Annotated in this window: 1 protein-coding gene; it reads left to right on the top strand. The window is 49.8% G+C overall.

The genetic code is table 11. The features are described from left to right. The first annotated feature begins 366 nt into the window (after positions 1-366). A complete protein-coding gene (locus FDW94_RS10320; protein WP_137377538.1) occupies positions 367-3909 on the top strand; it encodes an inverse autotransporter beta domain-containing protein in 3543 nt (1180 codons plus the stop codon). Positions 3910-3958: the final 49 nt, after the last annotated feature.

Genomic DNA, 3958 nt, shown 5'->3' on the forward strand with positions numbered 1-3958 from the left:
CTATTGCCCCGTCCTGAAAGTGTTGACACGTTCCAGACTTAGATCCGGAGAACGTGATGATAGCTGAATACGAACAGACAGATTAATTTCCTGATAACTCTTTTTATTTAACAGTGAACGACCATGGTTAAATAATATCCCTACAGGCTTAAAATCATCACGATAAAAAGAAACGTATTTTTTAAATACATTCGTCATTTAAACGTTCGACATCGTTAAACAGCCCACAATGCCGCATAGTGTAAAAATATCCAGTTAACTTCTCCATGAACAACTCTTGAATTTTCCTACTAAATACATATATTACGCATCCCGTTCAGTACATGGAATAACCTTTGATTTTTTTAATTGATATTGGAGTTACAAATGTCAAATAAGAAAATTTCGCGGAGCAATGGGGCAACAGGCCCCGTTAATAAGGTTGTCGCATGGTCAACAATCGCTTTGCAGGCTCTGTATCCTGCCCTTCTTAGCTTCACGCCAACCATCAGCCATGCGTCAGCCGTTAAGGCATCGCAGGCCGCCGCAGAACAGCAAGAACTGCGCGGCCTGTCTTCTCTCGCCGCGCAGGCTGGCAGAAGTATTGAAAACGGCCATGCGGGCAGTTTTGCTGCCAATACCGTCTCAGCACAGGCAACGAAGGAGGTGGTAGAGTGGCTACAGAAGTACGGTAATGCGCGTATTCAACTCAACGTCGATGACGCTTTCTCGTTGAAAGATTCGGCGTTCGATTTCCTTTATCCGTGGGTTGATACAAAGCAGCATGTTTTATTTAGCCAGACATCGCTTCACCGTACCGATGACAGAACCCAAACTAATATCGGCATGGGTTATCGCTATTTCACGGCGGATAATTCAATGCTGGGCGCAAACTTATTTTATGACTACGATTTAAGTCGTCATCACGCACGTATGGGTGCAGGCGTTGAGTATTGGCGAGATTATTTACGCGCAGGCGCAAATGCTTATTTAAGATTATCAAAATGGAAGGATTCCCACGATCTGGATGATTATCAGGAACGTCCGGCGGATGGATGGGATATCTATACCCAAGGTTGGTTGCCATCGTATCCGCAACTGGGCGCATCGCTTAAATATGAAAAGTATTACGGCAAGAATGTCGGCCTCTTTGGCAGCAATCATCTTCAGGAAAATCCGTACGCCTTTACAGGCGGGATCAGCTATACGCCGGTTCCGCTAGTTACGCTTTCCGCTGAACACAAGCAGGGGCAGAGCAATACTCATGATTCACGCTTCGGCATAGAGATTAACTATCGCCCCGGCATCCCGCTGGCGAAGCAGTTGGACAGCGACAATGTTGCGTTAATGCGCGAAGTTCAGCACGGACGCTACGATTTTGTCGAACGAAATAACAATATTGTTCTGGAATACCGCAAAAAATCGGTTCTGAAAATCCGCCTGCCTGAAAGCGTACAGGGGGAAGGTGGCGCCGTTATTCCGGTGAATATTTCGCTGGATAAATCCCACTGGGGCATTCAGTCGGTAGAGTGGAACGATAGCGCATTTACCGCCGCTGGCGGACGCATTTCCGGTAGCGGCACATCATGGCAACTGACGTTACCCGCTTATACACCAGGCGGCACTAATCATTGGCAAATCGGTGCAACGGCGCGAGATGTTAAAGGAAATGTCTCTAACTATGCGGTGATGAACGTGACGGTGACGGGGAGTTCAGCCTCTGTCGGCACAATGGATTTTACATTGAACGGCGAGCAGCAACCGATCATCGCGGCTGACGGGAAGTCACAACATCCGGTTACGCTGGTGCTTAAAGATACCAATGGTAATCCGTTAACAGGGCTTGCACATGACATTGAGTTGTCTTTAGCGTTTACGCCTGACGCACAGAGAAATCGTGAGCGTTCAGCACAGGCTCCAAAACTTGGTGTAGTGCAGGAAACCCGCTCCGGGGTGTATACCGCCACGCTGACGCCGGGTTTAACGGCGGGGACGGCACGCATCACCGCTAAAGTCCTGGGTAAAACAGAAACCCTGACGGTGAAACTAAAAGCGGTTTCCGCAGAGGCGGCAAAATCGACATTCACGGTAATGCCCATGGAGCAGGTCGTTGGGCACCCGATTAGCCTGGCGTTAGAAGCAAAAGATAAAGACGGGAATGCCATCACCGGCGACGACAGCTTACGTTTTTATGCAGTCTCAGCCAGCGGCGAAGTCCGTTTTACTGCCGTAGAAGAGAAAGACGGCGTGTACAGCGCTAAGGCAACGTCTGAACTGGCTCAGGCGACACGCATTGGTGTGACGTCACAAAAACATGATTTCTCCGGACTGGAAAAACAAGCCAACTGGATTGCCGACAAAACGCAACCGGTGGTGCAGGCTTTTAACCTGACCAGGGACAATGCGCTGGCGGATGGCAAACAGAGTAATGTCGCGGCCGTTACCCTGACCGACCGTTATGGGAACCCGCTGTCCGGATACACGGTCACTCTGGCGTTACCGCCACAGGTTAAGATCGCGAATGGGGAGAACGTTGTGAAGACCGATGCCAAAGGTGAAGCAAGATTCTCACTGACCAGTTCAACGCCGGGAACTTATGATATTACGCTAAGCGCGGGGAACATCAGCTCATCGCTAAGCGTAACATTTGCCTCTGCAATGGAGGGGGCAACATTGTCTCTGACGGCCAAAGACAATGGCGCAATCACCAATATTGCAGCAAACGGTCGCGATGGTGCCACGCTTGAAATCATGCTCAACAATACCGCTGCGTCGGTTGAAGGACAGAAAGTGGAGCTTATCATAACGCCACAAGGGCTCGTGTACCCGGAGAAAATCACCACCAATAAAGACGGTTACGCGACGGTAACGTTAACTACGGTTAAGGCAGGTCATTACACCGTTAATGCCAGGGTTACAGATGGGCAGCACAGCGTTGAGTCCTCAAGCGTTGACCTGGAATTCGTACCTGATATTAACAGCGCAGTGCTGAATTTGACCGCACCGTCTGAGAGCATTGTGGCAAACGCATCAGCGGCACATGAAATTCAGGTACAGGTTGTCGACGGTGAAAACAACCCATTTAGTGGTGACGTGCACCTGACCAGTTCCCCTGCCAGTGGATTAAAACTGGGCCAGTCCGAACTGACATTGGATGAGAAAGGAATGGCATCAACAAACTTTATTGCCGCAGAAGCCGGGCACTATCAATTGCAGGCAACCTTCATCAAAGAGGGTAAACGCGTTACGGCGAGTAAGGCGATTGAGGTGGTATCGGATCTGCAAAATGCCGCGTTGACGATCGAACCGTCAACTACATCCGCCGTAGTCAGTGATGTGGATAACGTGGCGTTTACCCTGCATCTGACCGATACATCAGGGAACAGCGTCAGCAATCGTAAGCTGAAAATTACGGCTACAGGTCCATCGCCACGCGATCCTCTGGTGATTGACAATACGCTTGTCACCACCAATGGTTCCGGTACTGCGACTGTAAATGTCCACGGTAATAAGGCGGGTCGTTACACGCTGACCGCCACATTGGCTGAACACGGTAGCAATGTCTCGGCAAATGCTTCGATAACGCTGAATGCCGATGCCCAGAATCCAGTACTCACTCTGGAGCAGGATCCTGGCTATGCCGTTGCCAACCTTGAGCCGGTAGGCTTTATGGCCCGGTTGCAGGATAAATTCGGTAACCCGTTAAACGGCAGTGTCGAATTTAGCGCAGGCAGCAAAGCCAAACCCGGCAGCGGAACCTTTACGATGACGCCGGATAAAACCAACTTTAAGTTAGGGAATGCTTACTCTGAACTGAGAACGGATACGGCCGGTGTAAGTTGGGTAAGAGCGAAGGCAACGACGGGAGATAAAACGTTGGAAAAAGTACTCACCGTCTGGGTAGTTGAGAACCATCAACCAAATTCCTGATCGGGATATAAACAGGAGATAGCCGCAGCGTGGCGGCTATCTCCCTTTC

Source organism: Citrobacter sp. wls757 (genome assembly GCF_005280935.1).
Taxonomy (GTDB): domain Bacteria; phylum Pseudomonadota; class Gammaproteobacteria; order Enterobacterales; family Enterobacteriaceae; genus Citrobacter; species Citrobacter portucalensis.

What these genes read in the sequence shown, in the direction of transcription:
- FDW94_RS10320 (WP_137377538.1), top strand. Translation starts at nt 367, where the DNA reads ATGTCAAATAAGAAAATTTCGCGGAGCAATGGGGCAACAGGCCCCGTT.